Source organism: Dysosmobacter sp. HCP28S3_G4 (assembly GCF_052065175.1).
GTDB lineage: Bacteria > Bacillota > Clostridia > Oscillospirales > Oscillospiraceae > Oscillibacter.
Genome location: NZ_JBQHUP010000005.1, coordinates 1 through 21,196, shown reverse-complemented (window position 1 = coordinate 21,196; position 21,196 = coordinate 1). Strand labels below are relative to the sequence as shown.

General features: G+C 62.2%; 20 protein-coding genes. 11 read left to right on the top strand and 9 right to left on the bottom strand.

Annotated features, from left to right (window positions below; genetic code table 11):
- Positions 1–71 precede the first annotated feature (71 nt).
- Entirely contained in the window at positions 72–1,097 is a 1,026-nt protein-coding gene (locus tag ACTNBU_RS02330; protein ID WP_441030321.1) for a rod shape-determining protein, read from the top strand.
- 258 nt (positions 1,098–1,355) lie between these two features.
- On the opposite strand, the gene ACTNBU_RS02325 is transcribed toward ACTNBU_RS02330, so the two are convergent.
- From ACTNBU_RS02325 to ACTNBU_RS02300, 6 genes are all read right to left on the bottom strand, one after another.
- Complete coding sequence (locus ACTNBU_RS02325; RefSeq protein ID WP_441030319.1) at positions 1,356–2,048, bottom strand: DNA alkylation repair protein; 693 nt, start codon at positions 2,046–2,048, stop codon at positions 1,356–1,358.
- Position 2,049: 1 nt separating this feature from the next.
- A complete protein-coding gene (locus ACTNBU_RS02320) occupies positions 2,050–2,385 on the bottom strand; it encodes a nucleotide pyrophosphohydrolase (protein ID WP_441030317.1) in 336 nt (111 codons plus the stop codon).
- Positions 2,382–3,443 carry a 16S rRNA (cytosine(1402)-N(4))-methyltransferase RsmH gene (gene rsmH, locus ACTNBU_RS02315; protein ID WP_441030315.1) on the bottom strand — a complete coding sequence of 354 codons (1,062 nt, stop codon included), beginning with the start codon at positions 3,441–3,443 and terminating at the stop codon, positions 2,382–2,384. Before rsmH ends, ACTNBU_RS02320 begins: the two co-directional genes overlap by 4 nt.
- Before the next feature lie 176 nt (positions 3,444–3,619).
- Positions 3,620–4,618: an ABC transporter substrate-binding protein gene (locus ACTNBU_RS02310; protein ID WP_441030313.1), complete on the bottom strand. Its 999-nt coding sequence runs from the start codon at positions 4,616–4,618 to the stop codon at positions 3,620–3,622.
- A 52-nt stretch (positions 4,619–4,670) separates the two neighbouring features.
- Positions 4,671–5,501, bottom strand: a complete 831-nt coding sequence (locus tag ACTNBU_RS02305; RefSeq protein ID WP_441030311.1) for an ABC transporter permease — start codon at positions 5,499–5,501, stop codon at positions 4,671–4,673.
- Positions 5,494–6,252: an ABC transporter ATP-binding protein gene (locus tag ACTNBU_RS02300; RefSeq protein ID WP_441030309.1), complete on the bottom strand. Its 759-nt coding sequence runs from the start codon at positions 6,250–6,252 to the stop codon at positions 5,494–5,496. Before ACTNBU_RS02300 ends, ACTNBU_RS02305 begins: the two co-directional genes overlap by 8 nt.
- Before the next feature lie 263 nt (positions 6,253–6,515).
- Here ACTNBU_RS02300 and ACTNBU_RS02295 point away from each other — a divergent pair, with 263 nt between their 5' ends.
- The 4 genes from ACTNBU_RS02295 (at position 6,516) to ACTNBU_RS02280 (ending at position 9,398) form a co-directional block, all read left to right on the top strand.
- The gene (locus tag ACTNBU_RS02295; RefSeq protein WP_441030307.1) at positions 6,516–6,797 is read left to right on the top strand and encodes a hypothetical protein; all 282 of its coding nucleotides are present in this window, start codon (positions 6,516–6,518) and stop codon (positions 6,795–6,797) included.
- A gap of 185 nt (positions 6,798–6,982) precedes the next feature.
- Complete coding sequence (locus ACTNBU_RS02290) at positions 6,983–7,807, top strand: AAA family ATPase (protein WP_441030305.1); 825 nt, start codon at positions 6,983–6,985, stop codon at positions 7,805–7,807.
- 1 nt (position 7,808) lies between these two features.
- Positions 7,809–9,008 carry a vWA domain-containing protein gene (locus ACTNBU_RS02285; RefSeq protein ID WP_441030303.1) on the top strand — a complete coding sequence of 400 codons (1,200 nt, stop codon included), beginning with the start codon at positions 7,809–7,811 and terminating at the stop codon, positions 9,006–9,008.
- A gap of 150 nt (positions 9,009–9,158) precedes the next feature.
- On the top strand, positions 9,159–9,398 hold the full coding sequence (locus tag ACTNBU_RS02280) for a hypothetical protein (RefSeq protein WP_441030301.1): 240 nt from the start codon (positions 9,159–9,161) through the stop codon (positions 9,396–9,398).
- Positions 9,399–9,471: 73 nt separating this feature from the next.
- On the opposite strand, the gene ACTNBU_RS02275 is transcribed toward ACTNBU_RS02280, so the two are convergent.
- Both ACTNBU_RS02275 and ACTNBU_RS02270 read right to left on the bottom strand, forming a co-directional pair.
- The gene (locus tag ACTNBU_RS02275) at positions 9,472–10,071 is read right to left on the bottom strand and encodes an N-acetyltransferase family protein (RefSeq protein ID WP_441030299.1); all 600 of its coding nucleotides are present in this window, start codon (positions 10,069–10,071) and stop codon (positions 9,472–9,474) included.
- Positions 10,072–10,103: 32 nt separating this feature from the next.
- Complete coding sequence (locus ACTNBU_RS02270) at positions 10,104–11,267, bottom strand: pyridoxal phosphate-dependent aminotransferase (protein WP_441030297.1); 1,164 nt, start codon at positions 11,265–11,267, stop codon at positions 10,104–10,106.
- 279 nt (positions 11,268–11,546) lie between these two features.
- On the opposite strand from ACTNBU_RS02270, the gene ACTNBU_RS02265 reads away from it, so the two are divergent.
- From ACTNBU_RS02265 to ACTNBU_RS02240, 6 genes are all read left to right on the top strand, one after another.
- The gene (locus ACTNBU_RS02265; protein WP_441030295.1) at positions 11,547–12,077 is read left to right on the top strand and encodes a nitroreductase family protein; all 531 of its coding nucleotides are present in this window, start codon (positions 11,547–11,549) and stop codon (positions 12,075–12,077) included.
- 163 nt (positions 12,078–12,240) lie between these two features.
- Positions 12,241–14,283, top strand: a complete 2,043-nt coding sequence (locus ACTNBU_RS02260) for a SpoIIE family protein phosphatase (RefSeq protein WP_441030293.1) — start codon at positions 12,241–12,243, stop codon at positions 14,281–14,283.
- A 97-nt stretch (positions 14,284–14,380) separates the two neighbouring features.
- The gene (locus ACTNBU_RS02255; protein ID WP_441030291.1) at positions 14,381–14,653 is read left to right on the top strand and encodes a hypothetical protein; all 273 of its coding nucleotides are present in this window, start codon (positions 14,381–14,383) and stop codon (positions 14,651–14,653) included.
- Positions 14,654–14,976: 323 nt separating this feature from the next.
- A complete protein-coding gene (locus tag ACTNBU_RS02250; protein WP_441030289.1) occupies positions 14,977–17,883 on the top strand; it encodes an S-layer homology domain-containing protein in 2,907 nt (968 codons plus the stop codon).
- Positions 17,884–18,274: 391 nt separating this feature from the next.
- Entirely contained in the window at positions 18,275–19,390 is a 1,116-nt protein-coding gene (locus ACTNBU_RS02245) for a hypothetical protein (RefSeq protein WP_441030287.1), read from the top strand.
- 256 nt (positions 19,391–19,646) lie between these two features.
- A complete protein-coding gene (locus ACTNBU_RS02240; RefSeq protein ID WP_441030285.1) occupies positions 19,647–20,903 on the top strand; it encodes an acetyl-CoA C-acetyltransferase in 1,257 nt (418 codons plus the stop codon).
- 77 nt (positions 20,904–20,980) lie between these two features.
- Here ACTNBU_RS02240 and ACTNBU_RS02235 read toward each other — a convergent pair.
- Positions 20,981–21,196 (bottom strand): hypothetical protein (locus tag ACTNBU_RS02235; RefSeq protein ID WP_441030283.1); only part of this gene is annotated, 216 nt, incomplete at its 5' end.

Sequence of the window (21,196 nt, the reverse complement as noted above, 5' to 3'; positions counted from 1 at the left end):
AAAGGGTCCGTGGGGATTCTTTTGAAGTGATTTGATTATAATAATGACAGAAAGTTCAATGAGGTGGAGAAATGTCCATGGCAAAGGATATCGGTATTGATCTGGGGACCGCATCGGTCCTCGTGTATGTAAAGGGCAAGGGCATCGTGCTGAACGAACCGTCCGTGGTGGCAATGGATAAGAACACGGGCAAGCTGCTGAAGGTGGGCTCCGAGGCGCAGGCCATGCTGGGCCGTACCCCCGGCAACATCATCGCCATCCGCCCCCTGCGGGAGGGCGTCATCTCCGACTACGACATGACGGAGCGGATGCTGAAGGAGTTCATCCACAAGGTGGCGGGCTTCCAGTTCTTCAAGCCCCGGGTCATCATCTGCGTCCCCTCCGGTATCACGGAGGTTGAGGAGCGCGCCGTCATCGACGCGGGCATCCAGGCCGGCGCCCGGAAGGTCTACCTCATCGAGGAGCCGGTGGCGGCCGCCATCGGCGCGGGCATCGACATCACCAAGCCCGACGGCCACATGGTGGTGGATATCGGCGGCGGCACGGCGGACATCGCCGTCATCTCCCTCAGCGGCGTGGTGGAGTCCGCCTCCATCAAGATCGCCGGCGACCAGCTCAACGAGTCCATCGTGAAGTATATGCGCCGGAAGCACAACCTGCTCATCGGCGAGCGCACCGCCGAGGATATGAAGATCAAGATCGGCTGCGTCTTCCCGAAGGAGGAGGAGGCCACGCTGGACGTCAAGGGCCGCTGCCTGCTGACCGGCCTGCCCAAGGTGGTCACCGTCAGCTCCACGGAGATGATGGACGCCTTCGAGGAGCCGGTGGAGCGCATCGTGGAGGCCATCCACTCCGTGCTGGAGCGCACGCCCCCGGAGTTGGTGGCGGATATCTCCACCAACGGCATCGTCATGACCGGCGGCGGCAGTCTGGTGGACGGCTTCGACAAGCTGGTCTCCGCCCGCACCGGCATCCACACCGTCATCGCCGACGACGCCATCTCCTGCGTGGCCCTGGGCACCGGCAAGAGCCTGGACGAGCTGAACAACATGCAGGACGGCACCATGAACCTGTCCCGCCGGAAGCAGATGAACTGAGCTCCGAAAAGCGCAGCGCCCCTTTCGCTGATGCGAAAGGGGCGCGTTTTTCGTTATTCTTCAGAGGCGGACTCCATCATCTCGAAGTAGTCGCTGTCGCAAGAGAACAGGACGTACTGCCCGTTTACCAGTCCGTAGAAGCCCTGAGCCGTGAAATAACCCTTCATGCTGAAATCCTCCTGTCATATGAGTTTGGGTTCTCTGTTGTACCCATCCTATCACAGGAGATGCTCAGAAATCTGAGCAGTCAGGGAAAAATCATTTGATTTTCAGCGTCCGCAGGAACGCCTTCTGCTCCGGGGTGACGCGGTAGCTCTCGACGGCCTTCTGGATGGCCTTGTTGTGGGTCCAGACGTCCAGACGGCGGCCGGTGAGATAGGGGAGGGCGGCGTCGTACTGCTTGGCCAGGGCTGTGGCGAAGAACCAGGCGGTCATCATATTGACGTAGTACTCCTCCGACCGGACGCCGGCGGCCAGCTCCAGTACCTCCGGGCGGAAATCGCCGTCCAGATACCAGCGCATCAGCATCTCCAGACCGAACCGCACCGTGTAGGGATGTTCGGACCGGAGCCACATGGGGATCTGCTCATACAGCTCCGGCAGATGCTTTTTGAACACCTTGGGAGACATGAGGTCGCAGGTGGCCCAGTTGTCCACATAGGGGAGGAACTCCTCCAGCGCCCGGATCACCTCGCCGTAGTCCTTCATGGCTTCGATGAGGAAGCCGTGGAGATTGTTCTCCTCCAGATAGGCATGGGGGAGGCAGGTGAGGAATTCCGCCGCGGCGGGGTCTTTGGACAGTTCCTTCGCCAGCTTCCGCAGGTCCGGCGTCCGGACGCCGATGACGGTCTCCGGCGGGACATTGGGGATCAGCTTGGCCTGAAAGACCTGATAGGTTTCGTCCTGAAGGGCAAACAGCCGTGCTCGGATGGTCTGTTCGATGGCTTTCATATCACAGCTCCGTGTATTTGTCCGCCCGGCCATAGGCTTTCTCCACCGGGTACTTGGCCTCGTTCTTCGTGATCTTCTCGTTGAGGATCTGGTCCAGGTCCAGCCCGCAGACGTCCGCCAGGGAGATGCAGTAGCTCAGCACGTCCGCCAGCTCCTCCTTCAGATGGTCCCGCTTTCCGGCGCACTCCAGGTCGCCGCCGCTCCACTGGAAGATCTCCAGCAGCTCCGCCGCCTCCAGGCTCAGGGAGACGGCCAGGTCCTTGGGGGTGTGGAACTGCCGCCAGTTCCGGTCATCCCGGAATCGCAATACCCGCTGAATGGTTTCATCGGAGATCATATGGTTTCCTCCTTTTCCCGGTCCGCCCGGATGGCCCAGCGCAGCTTGGTGGACCGGGCCCGGGGATTCCGGAAGCACTCCTCCGCCGAGGGGCGGATCACGTCCTGGGTCACGTCGCTGTAGACGCCCTGCCGGTAAAACTGCTGGAAGGCCTTCTTCACCAGCCGGTCCTCGCCGGAGTGGAAGGTCAGGATGGCCGCCCGGCCCCCGTCCTTCAGGATGTCGGGCAGCTTGTCCAGGAAGGCGTACAGCACCTCGAACTCGCTGTTCACGTCGATGCGCAGGGCCTGAAACACCCGCTGGCAGGATTTTTTCGCGGCCTCCTTCCGCTCCCCGGCGGGGAGGAAGGACAGCGCCGACTCGATGACCGCGGCCAGCTCTTTGGTGGTATCGATGCGGCCACCCTTCCGGTAGACGGTCATGACGGCCTTGGCGATTCTGGCGGCGTAGGGCTCGTCGGAGTTTTCCACCAGCAGGGCCGTCAGCTCCTCCTCGTCCAGCTCCCGAAGCCGCTGGGCGGCGGGGACGCCGGAGGTGGGATCCAGCCGCAGGTCCAGAGGGCCGTCGTATTTGAAGGTGAAGCCCCGCTCCGGATTGTCGATCTGCATGGAGGACACGCCCAGGTCCGCCAGCACGAAGTCGAATTTCTCGCCGGGGGCCGCCTGGTCCACGTCCGCGAAGTTCATGCGCCGGACGGTGAGGATGTCCGGCCCGTAGCCCAGGCCCGCCAGACGGGCCTTCGTCTTTTCAATCTCGATGGGGTCCACGTCCAGGGCGTAGAGATGCCCCTGCCCCTGAAGCTGCTCCAGCATACGGCGGCTGTGACCGCCGTAGCCCAGCGTGGCATCCAGCCCCGTCTGTCCGGGACGAATCTGAAGGAAGTCCAGGATCTCGTCCACCATAATAGGAATGTGGGTCCCGGCGGGGGTGTGGCCGCTGCGGATGATCTTCTCCACCTCCAACTGATACCGCTCCGGATGAAGCTCCTTGTATTTCTCGCTGTAGTTCCGGGGATGGGTGCCCTTGTACCGGGGCCGTCTCTTGTGCTCCTGTTCCATGGGGATCGCTCCTTTGTCCGTCTGGGCGCTGCCCGATTATGCCCATCATACCATGATGGCCGGAAAAAGAAAAGGGCCGCGTATGGAGGAAAACAGAACCGTCCAGCGGGGCGTACCCCGCCGGACGGCTGCATCGATATATGGAAACGAGTTTCCCGGGCTGGCGGACGCGGCGGTCAGTCGGCCTGGACCGACTCGGCGTAGGAGTTATCCACCAGCTGGCCGAAGTCCGCCCATTCACTGCGGTCCAGCTCACCGGCGGATTCCATCACCGTCTCCAGCCGCTCCAGGGACTCCTGCTTCATCACCGGTGTGTCGTTCCAGGCGTCGATGTCCTTGTAACGCTGGACCACCGCGGTCAGGGTATCCACCTCCGTGCCGGGGAACTGGTCGGCGATGGCCTCGGCGATCTCCTGGGCGGAGTGCTCCTGTACCCATTTCTGTCCCCTGGCGACGGCGTTGGTGAAGCCCTGGATGACGCCGGGGTTGGCGGCCATGTAGTCCTGGGCGGCGAAGTAGGCGGTGTAGGGGATCTCGCCGCTCTCCTGGCCGATGGAACAGAGGATATAGCCCTTGCCGGCCTGCTCCACCTCCGTGGCGGTGGGTTCAAACAGGGCCACGTAGTCCCCGCTGCCGCCGGTGAAAGCCCCGGCCATCATGTTGAACTGGACGGAGGTGTCCACCACGGCGTCCTCGTTGGGGATGACGCCGTTCTGCCGCATGACGTATTCCAGCGTCATCTCCGGCACGCCGCCCTTCCGGCCGCCGATGACGGTCTTGCCCTTCAGGTCGGACCAGCGGAACTCGCCGCCGGTGCGGCCCACCAGGAAGGAGCCGTCCCGCTTGGTCAGCTGGGCGAAGATCTTGGGGGCGTTCTCTTTGCCCTGATTGTGTACGTAGATGCAGGCCTCCGGTCCCGCCAGGCCGATGTCCGACTGGCCGGTGAGGACGGCGGTCATGACCTTGTCGGCGCCGCCTCCGTTGGTCAGTTCGATCTCCAACCCCTCGTCGGCGAAGAAGCCCTCCTTCATGGCCACGTACTGTGGAGCGTAGAACACGGAGTGGGTCACTTCGTTGAGACGGACGGTGGCGGTGGTTTCCCCGCCGGAGCCGCAGCCGCAGCAGAGGGCCGCCGTCAGGGCCAGAGCAAAGAAAAGGGATAGAAATTTTTTCATAGTATAACCTCCAACGTGCCTTCCGGCACAAAAGTTGACAAGACGGCGGGCTTTACCGGCTCTCGGCTCCGGACAGGCCCAGACATTTTTTCAGCAGCTTTTCCAGCCAGAGGATGGCCTGGTACATCAGCACCGCGGCGATGGCCAGCAGCAGCACCGTGGCCATCACCAGGTCCATGTCGAACACCTGGGAGCCGTAGACGATGAGATAGCCCAGACCGGCTTTGGACACCAGAAACTCTCCCATGATGACGCCCACCCAGGAGAGGCCCACGTTGACCTTCAGGGTGTTGAACAGCGTGGCGTAATTGGCGGGGAATACCAGCATGGTGAAGATCTGCCGCCGGGTGGCCCCCAGGGTCCGCATGAGCTGGATCTTCCGGGGATCCGTGGAGAGAAAGCCCACGTGCATGTTGAGGATGGTGACGATGATGGAGATGGCCAGGGTCATAGTGATGATGGCTCCCGTGCCGGCCCCCATCCAGACGATGAAGATGGGACCCAGGGCCGTCTTGGGAAGGGCGTTCAGCACCACCAGATAGGGGTCCAGCACCCGGGAGACGAAATCGCTCCACCACAGGGCCACCGCCGCAAGAGTGCCCAGCACCGTGCCCAGGGTGAAGCCTATCACCGTCTCCCAGCAGGAGGTGCCTACGTGGAGCCACAGGTCCCCGTCCCGGTACAGCTGGGCCAGTTTGGCGGCCACCCGGCAGGGACTGCTGACAATGAAGGTGTCCACCCAGCCCAGCTGGGCGGCGACCTCCCACAGAATGAGAAAGGCCAGGAGCAGAAGGATCTGGACCGTCCGGACAGCGGTCCGCCGGCGGTGCCTGCTCCGGAGGTAGGCCGTCCGGCGGGGGGAGAGAACGGGCGCGTCAGGCATTGACATCCAGCTCCTTCCAGATGAGATTGAAAAATGTGCGGAAGTCCGCCGCATCCCGGCGCTCCATGGGGGAGAGGGATCGGAGACTTCCCAGATCGTGGATGGCCCGCACTGAGGCGGGACGGTGGGACAGCACCACCACCCGGTCCGACATGCTGATGGCCTCGGAAATATCGTGTGTGACGAGCAGGGCGGTCTTGTGCTCCTGACGAATGATGTGGTGGATATCCGCCGAGACGGACAGGCGGGTCTGATAGTCCAGGGCGGAGAACGGTTCATCCAGCAGCAGGATGCGGGGCTCCGTGGCCAGCGTCCGGATGAGGGCGCACCGCTGGCGCATGCCGCCGGACAGCTGGGACGGGCGCTTTTGGACGAAACCTGCAAGACCGTACCGGTCCAGCAGCTCCCGAACATGGGCCTGCCGCTCCGGGGTGTTCTGATGCCGGACCTGGAGTCCCAGGGTCACGTTGGACCAGATATCCCGCCACTCAAAGAGTTGGTCCCGCTGGGGCATGAAGCCGATCTTGGGAGAGGGTGCCGTCACCAGCTCCCCGTCCACCAGAATGATGCCGCTGTCCGGCTTCTCCAGCCCCGCGATGAGGGACAGCAGAGTGGATTTGCCGCAGCCGGAGGGGCCGACGATGCTGACGAACTCCCCGTCCTCCATGCCGAAGGTGATCTCTCTCAGAGCTTCCACCTCGCCGTCCGGCGACTGATATGTCAGGGCGACCTGCCGGAGATCAATGATCATGCCAGAATAGCCTCCTTTGGGTCTGTATCGTATGGAACGGATCATAGTCTATGGATACCGCGCAGCGCGCATCGCCGCGGCGGAGGAAAATGATTTCCTTGCTCATCGTATGCGGCAGGGCTGTCCGGCGCACCTGACCGTCGGCGTCCGGAGGGTCTGTAAAAATTTTTTGCAATTCTTGACAACTGCAAAAAAAGTTTGCAAAATAGGAACGTATTCCTGCAAGGAGAGACCATGTATTTCAGAGAGGAGAAATTTCTGTTATGGCACAAGTATTTGAAACCATTATGCTGCTCTGCTTCGGCGTGTCCTGGCCCTTCAATATCGCCAAATCCCTGCGCTCCCGCACCGCCAAGGGCAAGAGTATGCTTTTTGAGACCTGCGTCATCATCGGCTATATCTGCGGCGTGATCGGCAAGTTCATCAGCGGCCAGTTCACCTATGTGCTGGCGGTCTACTTCCTGGATATCCTCATGGTATCCATCGACCTGGCGCTGACCATCCGGAATCACAAGCTGGATCTGGCAGCAGCGGAAAAAGCGTAAACCGTGAACGACAGTCCCCTGATCCCAAAGACGGGATCAGGGGGCTGTTTGCATCGTTTTTCACCATTCCCTGATTTACAAATCCGGTCAAACAGGGTATCATATTCACAATATGCCTGTTTGAGCAGCTGCCGCGGCGGGAAGGAACCGACGCGGAAAACCAGACGCATCACGGAGGAACAGCTATGAAGGAATTTACAGGAAGCGAGACCTATATCGCCTCAGAGGAACTGCTGCGCAGCGTGGAGGTGGCCCGTGCCCTGGGCAAGCCCCTGCTGGTGAAGGGCGAGCCGGGAACCGGCAAGACCATGCTGGCCCAGGCGGTGGCGGACCAGCTGGGCATGCGGCTCATCATCTGGAACGTGAAATCCACCACCAAGGCCCAGGACGGCCTGTACGTCTACGACACCGTGGCCCGGCTGTACGACAGCCAGTTCGGCGGCGAGGGTGTCAACGACATCGGAAAATATATCAAGCTGGGTAAGCTGGGCGAGGCCTTCCAGTCGGAGGAGCAGGTGGTGCTGCTCATCGATGAGATCGATAAGGCGGATCTGGAGTTCCCCAACGACCTGCTGTGGGAGCTGGACCGGATGGAGTTCTACATTCCGGAGACCAAGGAGACCGTCCGGGCGAAGCACCGTCCGGTGGTGATCATCACCTCCAACGCGGAGAAGGAGCTGCCCGATGCCTTCCTGCGCCGGTGCATCTTCCACTATATCCAGTTCCCGGACAAGGAGATGATGGAGCGCATCGTCCGGGCCCACTATCCCCGCATCGACGACGAGCTGCTGGCCCAGGCCATGGAGACCTTCTATCTCATCCGGGAGAACTACGGCGTCCAGAAGAAGCCCAGTACCTCGGAGCTGCTGGATTGGGTCCAGGCCCTGTCCATCGGCGGCATGGACCCGCAGAAGCTGCGGGAGACCCTGCCCTTTGCCGGAGTGCTGCTGAAAAAGACGGAGGACCTGAACAAGGTGGTCTCCTCCATTAGCCGCCGCAGGAGCTGGTAACGTGTTTACAGATTTTTTCTACTATCTGCGGTCCTGCGGGCTGAAGGTGTCCCTCAACGAGTGGATGAGCCTGCTGGAGGCCATGCGCCTGGGGCTTCATGACTCCAGCCTGACGGGCTTCTACTATCTGGCCCGGATGCTCCTGATGAAATCCGAGGCGGATTTCGACCGCTTTGACCGGGCGTTTCTGGAGTTCTTCAGAGACGTCCAGTCCTTCGACGAGCTGCCCAAGGAACTGCTGGACTGGCTCAGCCGACCCATCAAGCCCAGAGAGTACAACAAGGAGGACGTGGACCGGCGCTTCGCGGGCCTGGATCTGGAGACCATCCGGAAGATGATGGAGCAGCGGCTCCGGGACCAGCATGAGCGCCACGACGGCGGCAACAAGTGGATCGGCACCGGCGGCACGTCCCCCTTCGGCAACTCCGGCTATTCCCCCACCGGCGTCCGGGTGGGCGGCGAAAGCCGCCACCGCAACGCCGTCCAGGTGGCGGCGGAGCGGCAGTTCCGGGACTTCCGGCAGGATACCACCCTGGACGCCCGCCAGTTCCAGATGGCCTTCCGCCGCCTGCGGCAGCTGTCCAGCCGGACAGAGGGCCCCAAGGACGAATTGCAGCTGGAGGAGACCATCCGGGAGACCTGCGACAACGCCGGCCATCTGAAACTGGCCTTCGACCGGCCCCGGACCAATCAGGTACGGCTGCTGCTCCTGTTCGACAGCGGCGGCTCCATGTGGCCCTATACCCAGCTGTGCGGCCAGCTGTTCCGGGCGGTCCATCAGTCCAGCCACTTCAAGGAACTGCGGACCTACTACTTCCACAACTGCCCCTATGAGACGCTGTCCCTGTCCGCCAACTACTGGAGCGGAGAGCATATCCCTACGGAGAAGGTGCTCCACGACCTGTCCTCCCAGTGGAAGGTCATCTTTGTGGGCGACGGCGCCATGGCCCTGTCGGAGCTGACGGAGCAGGGCGGCTCCATCGACTACTACCACTACAACCAGGAGGCGGGGATCACCTGGGTGCGGCGGTTCGTTGCCCGGTTTCCCCATCTGGTGTGGCTGAATCCCATCCCGGAGAACCAGTGGTCCTATATCCACGGCCGGTCCTCCATCCAGCTGCTGCGGGAGACGGTGGACATGTATCCCCTGTCGCTGGAGGGGCTGGACGCCGCTTTGAAGCGGCTGATGGTGAACCGGTGAAAAAGTTCCGCGATATGAAAAAAATGAACAAATTTTCCGGAATAGAAACCTGCAAAAATTCACAAAATCCATTTTCGGGCTGAAATTTTTCTTACAAATCCCCGGTGGAAAATGTTAAAATATGGGCATCTCATAAAGGAGGCAATGCCCATGAAACGCATTCAGTCCGCCTGCCTGGAGCAGACGATCCGTTTTGTTATGAAGGACGATATCCCCCGGGAGGAGGCCCGTCAGATGGTCCAGGCGGAGTACCGCCACTATCTGGAGCAGATGGACCGGAACCGCACCGGCTACAAGGTGCTGGAGGAGCTGCCCCAGACCGACGGCTCCCTGATCGTCCGCCTGAAACGCCAGTACAACAACTACGACGTGGGCGACTATCTGAGATAAGCGTATCCATACAACAGGCGCCCGAAAGCCTTGGCTTTCGGGCGCCTTGTTTGTGCTGTATCATCGCGGAACGTCAGACGGTCCCCAGGATCTCCGGGAGCAGGGGACGGATCTCGTCAAAGGACTTCACCGGGGGCTGGTCCGGCAGATGCTCGCCGATGGATTTCTCCATCCAGACCATGTTGTACCAGCGGCCGAATTTGCAGCCGCACTGGTGGAACTCGCCCACCATCTGATAGCCCAGCCGCTGATGGAAGGCGATGCTGTCCCGGGTCAGGTACTCGTCCTCCTGGGCGGGGCAGGCGATGCAGGCGTTGAGATTCAGGACGCCCTGGGCTTTCAGAATGTCCTCCAGTGCCTGGTACAGCCTGCGGCCGACGCCGCCCCGCTTCCGGTCCTGACGGACGTAGATGGAGGTCTCTACCGCCCAGTCATAGGCGGCCCGCTCCTTGAAAGGGCTGACGTAGGCGTAGCCCACGATCTCCCCGCCGTCTTCCGCCGCCAGGTACGGATATCTGCACAACACGTTCCGGATGCGGCCCCGGAACTCCTCCGCAGAGGGTATCTCGTACTCAAAGGTGATGGCCGTGTGCTGTACGTAGGGGGCGTAAATGGCCAGAAGGGCCTCCGCGTCCGCCTCTCCGGCGACGCGGATCTGAATGCCGCTGTTCATAGGGTGTCCTCCAGTGGCGGCTGTGCCGCCGGTCATTTTTTCAGCTTCGGCAGCGCTTCCAGACGGTTCAGCGCCGCGTTCAGGGTCTCGTCGTTCTTGGCAAAGTGCATCCGGATGAGATGGTTCACCGGCTCCCGGAAGAAGCTGGAGCCGGGCACGGCGGTCACGCCGACCTCCCGGGCCATGTCCTCACAGAACCGGAGGTCGTTGTCATAGCCGTATTCACCGATGTCCAGCAAGACATAGTAGGCGCCTTCCGGGTCGTTGTGGGCGATGTGCAGATCGTCCAGACCCCTCAGGAACAGCTCCTTCTTGTGGGTGTACTTGGTCACCAGACCATCGTAGTAGTCCTGGCCGAACTCCAGACCGGGGATCACCGCCTCCTGGAGCGGCGCGGCAGCGCCCACAGTCAGGAAGTCGTGGACCTTCTTGGCCCGCTCAATGATCTCCGGCGGGGCGATGAGATAGCCCAGACGCCAGCCGGTGATGGAGTAGGTCTTGGACAGGGAGGAGCAGGAGATGGTCCGCTCCCACATCCCCGGCAGGGTGCAGAAGTAGGTGTGCTTGTGGGGGGCGAAGACGATGTGCTCGTAGACCTCGTCAGTGATGACGTAGGTGTCATATTTGGCGGCCAGATCAGCAATGACCAGCAGCTCCTCCCGGGTGAACACACGGCCGCAGGGGTTGGAGGGGTTGCAGAGGATCATGGCCTTGGGATGCTGGCGGAAAGCGGCCTCCAGCTCATCCACATTGAAGGTGAACGCCGGGGGATGCAGAGGCACGTAGATGGGCTGCGCACCGGAGAGAATGGTGTCGGCGCCGTAGTTCTCATAGAAGGGGGAGAACACCACCACCTTGTCGCCGGGGTTCACCACGGTCATCATGGCACACATCATGGCCTCGGTGGAGCCGCAGGTGACCACGATCTCACCGTTGGGGTCGATCTCTCGGCCCATGAAGCGGGTCTGTTTTTTGGCCAGGGCCTCCCGGAAGTTCTGGGCGCCCCAGGTGACGGAGTACTGGTGGGGGCCGGTGAGGGCCACCTCCGCCAGACGGTCAGTGATCTCCTGAGGCGGGGCGAAGTCGGGGAAGCCCTGGGAGAGGTTCACCGAGTTGTATTTCATGGAGATGCGGGTCATCCGGCGGATGACGGAATCGGTAAAGCTGCCTGTGCGGTCAGAGAGGGGCTGCGGCATGAGCGTCACTCCTTATGTATTTTATGTATGGTGATGTATGTCTAAGATGCGGATCGTTCTCTGAAAAGTCCTCAAGGGCTTGCCGTTTCCGCGGAAACCTGTGGGGACCGGCCGAAGCCGTCTATATCATAGCAGAGAAGCGGGGGAAAAACCAGCCCCGGCTCTGAAAATTTTCCTCCGCGGAAAAAAGAACTGTGGAAATCCCGACGGTGTGGTATAATCGAAGCCATGAGACAGGCGGAGAACGCCTGAGACAGTGCATGGAAAGGAAGCAGTTCGATGAACGAGACCATCAAGACCCTTCTGGCCCGCCGCAGCGTCCGGGCGTACCGGCCGGAGCAGATCGCGCCCCAGGAACTGGACGCCATTCTGGAGGCGGGGACCTACGCCCCCTCCGCCCACGGGAAGCAGTCTGTCACGCTGGTGGTGGTGCAGGATAAGGAGACCATCACGGCCCTCTCCGCCGCCAACGCGGAGATCATGGGGACGAAGGCGGACCCCTTCTACGGCGCGCCCACCGTGGTAGTGGTCCTGGCAGACCCGGAGGCCACTACAACGCCCCTCAACGCCCAGCGGGACGGCGCCCTGGTCATGGGCAACATGATGAACGCCGCCGCGTCCCTGGGAGTGGGGTCCTGCTGGATCAACCGGGCCAAGGAGTTTTTTGACAAGTCCGAGGGCAAGACCATGCTGCGGAAGTGGGGCCTTCCGGAACGGCTGGAGGGCGTGGGCAACTGCGTCCTGGGCTACCCGGCGGGGGAGCCCCGTCCGGCGGTGCCCAGAAAGGACGGCTTCATCGTCCGGGTGTGACGGAAACCAGAAAAACACATGAGAAAAGGGACATCCCGGATCTCGCCGCGGCGGGGTCCGGGATGTCCTTTTCCGGAAATGTGAGAGGGCTGCATTTCCCGACGGGATTTTTCCACACGGGACGGTAAAATGGTGGAAAAATCATGGGTGGGAGGGACAAGCCGTGTGGAAAAAGAAGCTGACACTGGACCGGGAGCAGTCGGCCCGGCTGGCGGGATGGGGCATCCGGTTCTTTCTGGCGGCGGCGCTGACAGCGGCGCAGTTTCCGGAGGCCGGAGCGCCCTTTGCCCTGGGCTGCGTGGCTGCGGCAGGTGCGGGCGGGGCCGGTATGGCGGCGCTGCTGGGCACCGGACTGGGGACCCTGCTGTTTCTGCCCTTTGACCAGGGGCTGCCCCATCTGGCGGTGGCGGTGCTGATGGTGACCACGGCCACGGCCCTCCATGGGCTGAAGCTGCTGCGGCGGCAGTGGGCGGTGCCCTTCTGCGCCGCGGCGCTGTATCTGACGGTGCATCTGATGTACGTGGTCCAATCCCTGTCGCCGCTGGAGCGGCTGCCCGCCTGCCTCATCGCCGCCGTCCTCACCGGGGCGTCCGCCTGGGCCTATGGTCCCCTGCTGGAGCCGGGGCGGGCGTCGCCGGAGCCCAACGCCCTGCGGTTCCTGGCGGTGACGCTGCTGTCGGGCATGACGGAAGTGGAGGTGGCCGGCATCTCCCTGGGACGGGCCTTCACCGCCTGCCTGGTGATGCTCACTGCCTGGCAGGAGGGCGTCACGGCGGGCATGACCATGGGCCTGTGTGCCGGACTGCTGATGGACCTGTGCGCCGGGACCGGGGAGCTGTTCTTCTCGGCGGCCTACGGCTTTGCGGGACTGATCACCGGACTTCGGGCGGGGCGGAACCGTTTTTCCGCAGCGGTGATCTATCTGGGGGCCACCATGCTCCTGCTGCTGACCGTGCGGGACGAGATGGGACTGCCGCTGCTGGGGGAGGCCCTGTTGGCCTGCCCCGTGTTTCTTCTGATCCCCGGAAAGGCGCTGGGGGGCAAGCGGCTCCAACGGCCGGAGCCGGCCCGCCAGTCCGCGGCGGTAGAGGGCCTGAAGGCCCGGCTCACTAAGACCGCCGCTGCCCTGCGGGACCTGTACGACACCCTGGGGCGGAACATCCAGAGCACCGAGGAGAATCCCGCCGTCATCTTTGACCGGGCGGCGGAGAAGGTCTGCCGGGACTGCGCACTGTGCGGACTGTGCTGGAAGAAGGAGTACGTCTCCACCTTCAACGCCCTCAATGATGCCACCGCCTATCTGCTGGAGCGGGGACGGACGCTGGCCAAGGACTACCCCGGCTATTTCACCAGCCGGTGCATCCATCTGACGGAGTTTCTCACCGCCATCAACGGCGAGACATCAGCGTTCCTGCTGCGCCAGCAGTACCGGAAGCAGCTGGAGGACGCCCGCCGCAGCGCCCGGGGGCAGTACGCTCAGCTGGGAGAACTGCTGTCCGCCACCGCGGCGGGCCTGGGGGACGCGGTGACGGTGTCCGCCGGGGCGGCACTGTCCTACCGCATTGGAGCGGCCCTGCGGCCCAAGGACGGGGAGGCGGTCTGCGGCGACAGCCTCAGCTCCTTTGAGACCGACGGCGGCACGCTATGCCTGCTCCTCAGCGACGGCTGCGGCAGCGGGGAGGGGGCCCGCCGGGAGTCCGCCCTGACGAACCGTCTGCTGCGCCAGTTCCTGGAGGCGGGTGTCCAGCCGGAGGCGGCACTGAAGACGCTGAACGCTGCCCTGGCCCTCCGCAGCGAGGAGACCGGCAGCTTCGCCACCATGGATCTGCTGACCATGAATCTCCGCTCCGGAGACGGGGCGCTGTACAAGTTCGGCGCGGCACCTACCTACATCAAGAAGGGCGGCAAGGTCCGCCGCATCACCGGACATGCCCTGCCGGTGGGACTGCGGGATGCCCCCGCGTCACCGGATGTGACGAAGTTCCGGCTGGAGACCGGCAGCTTCACCGTCATGGTCAGCGACGGCGTGGCGGATGCCCTGGGGGATGAGTGGCTCCAGGATCTGCTGGCAGGCTGGGACGGCACGGACCCCCAACTGCTGGCGGCACTGGTGATGCGGGAGGCGGTGAAGCGGGGCCGTCTGGCGGACGACTGCGGCGTCCAGGTGCTGTATCTGGACCCGGAGACGGAGACCCGGCAGGTGTAGCGGTGAAGCCCGGAAATTTTCCAGTCCGGCGGTATAAATCCGGCTGTCCTGAGGCAGACTGCATGTAACAAAATCCATTTGCGGAGGAGTGTCGAGGATGGTCAAGGGAATTTCCAGAAGAGTGGTCGTGGTGGACTCGCCGGACCAGCGTTTTTTTGAGCAGGCGATCTTCATCGTGCGGAACGACGCCGCCGGGGAGGGCGTGTCCTCCCGGGAGCTGGTGGAGGAGGCCCGGCGGGTGGCGAAGAGCTACGCCTCCGGCGGGGGCGGCACCCTGAGCCGCCGGTTCCGGGACTTGTCCCCGGTGCTGTACGCCCTGATGGGTGCGGCAGCCATCGGCCTGGTGTGGCTGCTGGTATGGCTGATGTGACACGAGACTTCGCCGCCCGGCAGCGGCGGGAGGAGAAGACGCGGACCCGGTCTCCGCGCCGTCCGCCCGGCCGCCGCCGGGCGTTTGCCATGCAGAGATCAAACAGGCGCGGAAAACCGCCGGTTCCGGTGCGGCGGAGACGGTTTCCGCAGATTTTTCCGGGCAGAAAAAAGAATGGCCGGAAATTGCGTGAAATCCCCGGTTGTTCATAGTTTGTTCATGAATAGAAACGGCTTTTCCGCTATGGTATAAGCAAACAGTAAAATGTGTTATGTAACCATGGAACCGGACTTGAAAATGGAGGGAATTCGATGAAAGCCTTTATGAAACGGAAACTCCCGGCTTTTCTGATGGCCCTTGTGATGATGCTGGGCCTGGTGCCCGCCGCGTCGGCGGCCTCCGGCAGCATTCTCATCAAGGTGGACGCCGGAGAGGAAGCAGAATTCGACCGCACGGAGTTCAAGGACTACTTTGAGAACAAATACGACGGCGGCACGCTCCGCTATGTGACCTTCTCCGCGGACAGTGACTACAGCGCCTCCGTGGGCTACATCTACTGCGACTACGAGGGCAGCGACGAGAAGCGGTTCTCCAGAAGCACGCTGGACGACTATGAGTTCTACTACAGCGGCAGCAAATACGGCGACTATCCCCTCAGCGACCTGAGCTTTGTGGCCGACGAGGACGCCGATGACACCACGCTGACCATCGAGTTCTGGGCCTACGGCGTGGACGAGGACGGCGACGAGGTCTACCGGAAGGGCACGCTGGACATTGAGATCAGCAGCAGCGATTCCGACACCGAGGGCGACGTCGAATACCAGGTGGACGCCGGTGAGAAAGTCACCTTCAGCCGGGGCGATTTCTCCGACTGCTTCAAGGATGAGTACCGGAACGGCAGCCTGCGCTACGTGGTCTTCTCTCCGGACAGCAGCTACAGCTCCTCTGTGGGATACGTCTACTACAACTACGATACCGACAATGAGAAGCGGTTCTCCAAAACCGCCCTCAGCGACGTCCCGTTCTACTACAGCTCCGCCGATTACGGCGACTATCCCCTCAACAAGCTGAGCTTCGTGGCCGATGAGGACGCCGAGGACGGCACGCTGTCCATCAACTTCCGGGCCTACGGCGTGGACGAGGACGGCGACAGCGCCTCCATGCGGGGAACCCTGGTCATCACCATCGGCAACGGCGACGGGGAGAAAGAGGGCGACATCGAGTACGAGGTGGATCCCGGAGAGGAAGTGGAGTTCGACGAGGAGGACTTCAACGAGTACTACAAGGACAACGCCTCCGGCACCTTCCAGTACGTGACCTTTACGGACTCCGAGAATCTCACCGCTTCCAACGGCTATGTATACTGCAACTACGGCCGCAGCAGCGAGGTGAAGTATACCGCTTCCGGCCTGAAAAAGACGGATTTTTACTACGGCAATAACGACGACATCAGCGATTACGCCCTGGACCGGCTGAGCTTTGTGGCGGACGACGAATTTGAGGACACAGTGACGCTGGAATTCCGGGCATACGGAAGCGGCAACCGCCACGTGGACGGCACGGTGGTCATCCGCTCCAGCAAGAGCAGCGCCAGCGTCAAGGGCGACATCAACTACGCCGCCGTCTCCAACCAGGAGATTGCCTTCCACGAGGAGGACTTTGAGAATTTCTACGACGACAAGGCCAGCGGCGGCAGCTTCCGGTACATCAGCTTCACCAACGCCGGCAAGCTGAAAAACCCCAACGGCATCATCTACTTCGGCCGGGGCACCAGCAAGGAGACCATCCTGTCCTGGAGCACCATGGACGACTATGAGTTCTATTTCAGCGACGAGGACGAGGACGACTATGATAACGGCTACACCCTGGACGCCCTGACCTTCGCGGCGGGCCGGAGCTTTGACTCCGCACTGGTCCTGAAATTCCGGGCCTACGGCACCGGCGGCCGCTCCGTGGACGGCACGCTGGTCATCAAGCCCGACGGCACCACGTCCATCACCGGCGGGGATATCTGCTATAACACCACCTACAATAGCAATCTCCAGATCAACCCCAACGATATCGCCCGGCATTTCAACAAGACCTATCCCAGCGACACGCTGCAATACGTGAAGCTGAACGGCGCACCCTCCACCGGCACCCTGTACTACAACTACTACGGCACCAGCACCTACGGCGCCCGCAAGACGGCCATCAGCGCCTCCGGCGTCTCCGCCACATCGTTCTACTTCAGCCCCACCTCCACCAGCCAGTACAGCCTCAGTGAGCTGACCTTCACACCCAACAGCCGGGCCAACTACTGTGAGAGCATCCCCTTCACCGCCTACGGCACCAGTGGGAAGTCCGTCACCGGCACCATCCTCATCAGCGTGACGCTGGCGGCTGTGTCGGACGTGTACGGCGTCACGCCCAAGAACACCTCTGTGGATATGCCCGCCCCGGCACTCTACAGCGCGGTGTCCAGCGCCACGGGAACGGCTCTGGGCAGCATCCGGCTGCTGGACCTGCCGGATTCCTCTGTGGGCACGGTCTACGTGGGCACCGGCACCTCCGCCAAGGCCGACACCAAGACCCTGTACGGCTATTCCAGCGGCAGCCAGCGCATCAGCCAGCTGCGGTTCGTGCCCGCCTCCGGCTACACCGGCTCCATGGAGCTGACGTACCTCGCCTATAACGCCAGCGGAACGGCCATCGCCAGCGGCAAGTTCTGCCTGGGCATCGTCAGCTCTGTGAAGAAGTTCACGGATATCACCTCCTCCACCTGGTGCTACAAGTACGTGGCGGAGCTGAGTGACGCCGGCGTCATCAGCGGCTATAAGGATGGCTCCTTCCAGCCCAACAGCAGCGTCACCTACGGCGCGGCGCTGAAGCTCATCATGCGGACCGCCGGCTACGCGGAACAGAAGCCCACCGGTTCCCACGTGTTCAGCGGCTATCTCACCAAGGCCAAGGCCGACGGCCTGGTCAGCGGGACCATCGACCTGAACAAGCCCATCACCCGCCTCCAGGTGGCCCAGCTGGCCGCCAAGGCGCTGAAGCTGAACACCAAGAACCTCTCCAGCGTGAAGCCCTTCACCGATACCACCGACCCCTACGTCCAGGCGCTGAACGCCGCCGGTGTGGTGGAGGGATACTTCTCCGAGGGCACCAGCACCTACAAGCCCAACAACACCCTGACCCGCGGCCAGATTTCCGCCATTGTCTGGCGGATGCGGCAGCTGGACAAATAAGTAAACGACCTGACCAGGAGAGACGGCTTTCAGCCGTCTCTCAGCTTGTCGAAAAACCCTGCGTGAAGGAAAAGAGTCCTTTTTTGCAGGGGGAGTACGAGGGGGCGGGAGCCCCCTCGTATTGGATCGAATGCCTGCAAAAAGCCTGTGTCAGCAGGCGTTTGCGCCGCGCAGCGGCAGCTTTTCGGCCCGATGCGCGGGCAGAAAAGCGAGGCATTGTGAAGGCTGTTGAAAAAGTCCAATGGACTTTTTCGACAGCCTGAGAGACGGCTTTCAGCCGTCTCTCTTTTTTTGCCCGGGTCCCGGTGCGAAAAATCCGGAACGCTCCCCATTCCCCTTGGTTTCCCCACCGCCGGTCCGATAGAATGGAGGCAGGAAAGGAGCTGAGAATATGCGGGGGTTCCGATGGACGGCGCTGGCGCTGTGCGCCCTGCTGCTGACGGGCTGCGCGGCCCGGGAAGAGGAGACGGGGAAAGAGCTGTATCGTGACATCACCGGCATGCCGGGCAATACCGTCCTGCTGACGGCGGAGGGACGGAAGATCCCGGCCTGGCGGTATTGCTACTGGCTGGCCTACGACTGCGACTATCTCACAGACGTCTGTGACGCGGAGGGACAGGCTCTGGACTGGAGCGGTGAGCGGAACGGCGTGCCCCTGACCCAGTACGTCAAGAACCAGGCCCGGGACACTACGGTGCTGTACGCCGTCATTGAAAACTGGGCGGAGCAGTACGGGTGCGGCATCACCGACGAGGACCAGACGGCCATGGAGGCGGAGTGGAAAAGCCTGTGCGCCCGATACGGCGGCGAGGAGCGGTGTCTGGGGGAACTGGCCTGGATGGGGCTGGACAGGGAGGCCGCCGGAGCCTTTACGGCGGACTATTACCGCTACGGCAAGCTGCTGGAGCTGGCCGTGACGCCGGGCAGCGAACTCTATCCGGCGGAGGAGCTGTCCGCCTTCGCGGAGAGCGGGGATTACCGGACAGTGGACACTATCTTCATCTCCACGGCAGGCGTCCCCAAGGACGACGAAGCCGCGCTGGCGGAGAAGCGGGAACGGACGGAGCTGGCACTGTCCAAGCTGGAGTCCAGCGCCGCGCCGGCGGAGTATTTCTCCACACTGGCGGGGATGTACAGCGACGCCGGACGGGAGGACTGTCCCGAGGGCGTCACCTTCTCCCCCGGAGACGGCCGGGTCAGCGGGGCGGTGGAGCGGGCCTCCGCGGAGCTGGGAGAGAATCAGTGGAGCGGCGTAGTGGGGGTGCCGGGAGGATTAGCCATCCTCTTGCGGCGGCCCCTGGACGAGACGGCGGTGGCCGCCGACTGGTTCGACAGCCGTCTTCAGCAGGCCGCGGTCTCCGCCAAGGTGGAATATACGCATGAATATGAGGAAATCGACCCGGCGGCATTCTACGCGGCGCTCACCAGCGCCAGGGAACAACTGGACCGGTCCGGCGCGACGCAGAGTGCCTTCGGACCGTCTGACGGAGAGCTGTCGGCTAAATAGACAGGATGGAAGAGGAATGCTTGGACAATCTGCCCAAATAATGACGCGATTTGTCAAAGATTTAACAAAAATGCGGAAAGCATCGAAATTTCCATTGACGGAACAGAAAAAAGCTCCTATAATCAAACATGTGCTTGATAGTGGAAAGACGTTTGTCAAAAAATTATCAAACTTTTACCCGGCAATGTACTCCATAGGGAACGGGGAACCTTCCCCACGCCCTGTAAAAAAATCTACATCAAAACGGAGGAACATCATGAAAGATCTTTATGTCGTGAACTGCTGCCGTACTGCCATCGGCTCCTTTGGCGGCTCCCTGAAGAGCACCCCTGCTGCTGAGCTGGGTGCCATCGTGGTAAAGGAAGCGCTGAACCGCGCCGGCGTGAAGCCCGAGCAGGTGGACGAGCTGATGTTCGGCTGCATCCTGACCGCTGGCCTGGGCCAGAACGTGGCCCGTCAGGTCTCCATCAAGGCCGGTCTTCCCTACAGCGTCCCCGCCTACACCGTGGGCATGGTCTGCGGCTCCGGCATGAAGTCCGTCATCGAGGCTGCCCGTTCCATCCTGGCCGGCGACTCCGACATCGTGGTCTGCGGCGGCACCGAGAACATGAGCGCCGCTCCCTTCGTCTCCAACGACGCCCGCTGGGGCGCCCGCATGGGTGACAAGAAGCTGGTGGACGAAATGATCAAGGACGGCCTGTGGGATGCGTTCAACAACTACCACATGGGCACCACCGCCGAGAACATCTGCGACATCTGGGGCATCACCCGCAAGGAGCTGGATGAGTTCGCCGCCGCTTCTCAGCAGAAGACCGAGGCCGCTCAGGCCGCCGGCCGTTTCGACGACGAGATCGTTCCCGTCCCCGTGAAGGTCAAGAAGCAGGTCGTGGACTTCAAGGTCGACGAGTTCCCCCGCGCCGGTGTCACCGCCGAGGGCATCTCCAAGCTGAAGGGCGCCTTCCCCGTGGGTCCCGAGTCTCCCGCTCCCCAGGTGGTCCACACCTTTGATCCCGCCGGCATCCAGGATTCCGACGACAAGGGCCAGCAGCGCGTCACCGCCGCCAACGCCTCCGGCATCAACGACGGCGCCGCCGCCATCGTGCTGGCTTCCGGCGAGGCTGTTGAGAAGTACGGCCTGAAGCCCATGGCCAAGCTGATCGGCTGGGGCCAGGGCGGCGTCGATCCCAAGATCATGGGTGTCGGCCCCGTTCCCGCTTCCCGTCAGGCCATGGAGAAGGCTGGCGTGACCATCGACGACATCGACCTGGTGGAGGCCAACGAGGCGTTCGCCGCGCAGTCCATCGCCGTGGCCCGCGAGCTGAACTTCGACATGAGCAAGGTCAACGTCAACGGCGGCGCCATCTCCCTGGGCCACCCCGTCGGCGCTTCCGGTGCCCGTATCATCGTCACCCTGCTGCATGAGATGCAGAAGCGCGAGGATGCCAAGAAGGGCCTGGCCACTCTGTGCATCGGCGGCGGCATGGGCGTTGCCACCGTCTTCGAGAAGTGCTGAGCTTCTGAAAACTGAACCCAAAGAGGACCTCCGGGATACCGGAGGTCCTCAGGCTGTCGAGAAACCCGGTTGCGCAATTAGGCGGCAACCGGGTTTTCAGCACATATTCGGGAAAATAGAATCGAAAATAGGAAATGGGCAGAGCCATTCCATTTCCACCTTGCCATTTTTTTGAGGTTCATGGAGACCATCCCAAATTTTGTGTAAACCTCCGATGTGGTGTAGAATAGAAGCACCACATCGGAGGTATTACATATGGCCAGAAAGAATCGTACCCCAGAAGAAAATGCACG

Coding starts and splice junctions, on each gene's coding strand:
- ACTNBU_RS02255 (WP_441030291.1), top strand. CDS start 14,381: ATGGTCAAGGGAATTTCCAGAAGAGTGGTCGTGGTGGACTCGCCGGAC.
- ACTNBU_RS02275 (WP_441030299.1), bottom strand. CDS start 10,071: ATGAACAGCGGCATTCAGATCCGCGTCGCCGGAGAGGCGGACGCGGAG.
- rsmH (WP_441030315.1), bottom strand. CDS start 3,443: ATGGAACAGGAGCACAAGAGACGGCCCCGGTACAAGGGCACCCATCCC.
- ACTNBU_RS02290 (WP_441030305.1), top strand. CDS start 6,983: ATGAAGGAATTTACAGGAAGCGAGACCTATATCGCCTCAGAGGAACTG.
- ACTNBU_RS02250 (WP_441030289.1), top strand. CDS start 14,977: ATGAAACGGAAACTCCCGGCTTTTCTGATGGCCCTTGTGATGATGCTG.
- ACTNBU_RS02330 (WP_441030321.1), top strand. CDS start 72: ATGTCCATGGCAAAGGATATCGGTATTGATCTGGGGACCGCATCGGTC.
- ACTNBU_RS02240 (WP_441030285.1), top strand. CDS start 19,647: ATGAAAGATCTTTATGTCGTGAACTGCTGCCGTACTGCCATCGGCTCC.
- ACTNBU_RS02300 (WP_441030309.1), bottom strand. CDS start 6,252: ATGATCATTGATCTCCGGCAGGTCGCCCTGACATATCAGTCGCCGGAC.
- ACTNBU_RS02280 (WP_441030301.1), top strand. CDS start 9,159: ATGAAACGCATTCAGTCCGCCTGCCTGGAGCAGACGATCCGTTTTGTT.
- ACTNBU_RS02270 (WP_441030297.1), bottom strand. CDS start 11,267: ATGCCGCAGCCCCTCTCTGACCGCACAGGCAGCTTTACCGATTCCGTC.
- ACTNBU_RS02310 (WP_441030313.1), bottom strand. CDS start 4,618: ATGAAAAAATTTCTATCCCTTTTCTTTGCTCTGGCCCTGACGGCGGCC.
- ACTNBU_RS02305 (WP_441030311.1), bottom strand. CDS start 5,501: ATGCCTGACGCGCCCGTTCTCTCCCCCCGCCGGACGGCCTACCTCCGG.
- ACTNBU_RS02265 (WP_441030295.1), top strand. CDS start 11,547: ATGAACGAGACCATCAAGACCCTTCTGGCCCGCCGCAGCGTCCGGGCG.
- ACTNBU_RS02245 (WP_441030287.1), top strand. CDS start 18,275: ATGCGGGGGTTCCGATGGACGGCGCTGGCGCTGTGCGCCCTGCTGCTG.
- ACTNBU_RS02325 (WP_441030319.1), bottom strand. CDS start 2,048: ATGAAAGCCATCGAACAGACCATCCGAGCACGGCTGTTTGCCCTTCAG.
- ACTNBU_RS02295 (WP_441030307.1), top strand. CDS start 6,516: ATGGCACAAGTATTTGAAACCATTATGCTGCTCTGCTTCGGCGTGTCC.
- ACTNBU_RS02320 (WP_441030317.1), bottom strand. CDS start 2,385: ATGATCTCCGATGAAACCATTCAGCGGGTATTGCGATTCCGGGATGAC.